Here is a 366-nt window from a genome sequence, read left to right as displayed (position 1 = left end):
CCTTGTTTCTTGTTATTATGATATACAAACTGTTGTGGAAATGAAAAAGAAAATAGTTATAATGATGGTGCTGCTGCTTGCTGTTGTGGGAGCAAAGGCACAAGAAGTGGAGAATCCGGTAGGCAGATTCTCGGTAATTCCCCGTATTGGTGTATCTCTGGCTAACTGGAGCGGATTGGTTCTCGAACCTGAGAAGGGAATCTCGCTAAAGCCTAAGTATCAGGCTGGATTCATGGGCGGCGCAGATGTGGAATATCGCATAAATAAGAGCCTGGGTGTTACGCTGGGTGCTTATTATGCCCGACAGGGTATGCGTTTCCCTGACTGCGAGTTGACTGAGAATGCTGAAAAAGGGGAATATACAGG

General features: G+C 45.9%; 1 protein-coding gene. It reads left to right on the top strand.

From position 1 onward, the window contains the following. Nucleotides 1-366: outer membrane beta-barrel protein (locus tag D4A39_RS19480; protein ID WP_147393988.1), on the top strand; the 366-nt coding region annotated here is incomplete at both ends.

The organism is Alcanivorax profundi (genome assembly GCF_003597125.1).
In the GTDB taxonomy this organism is placed as follows: Bacteria; Pseudomonadota; Gammaproteobacteria; order Pseudomonadales; family Alcanivoracaceae; genus Alcanivorax; species Alcanivorax profundi.
The sequence above is the reverse complement of the archived record's forward strand: the minus strand, read 5'-3'. Positions and strand labels throughout refer to the sequence as shown.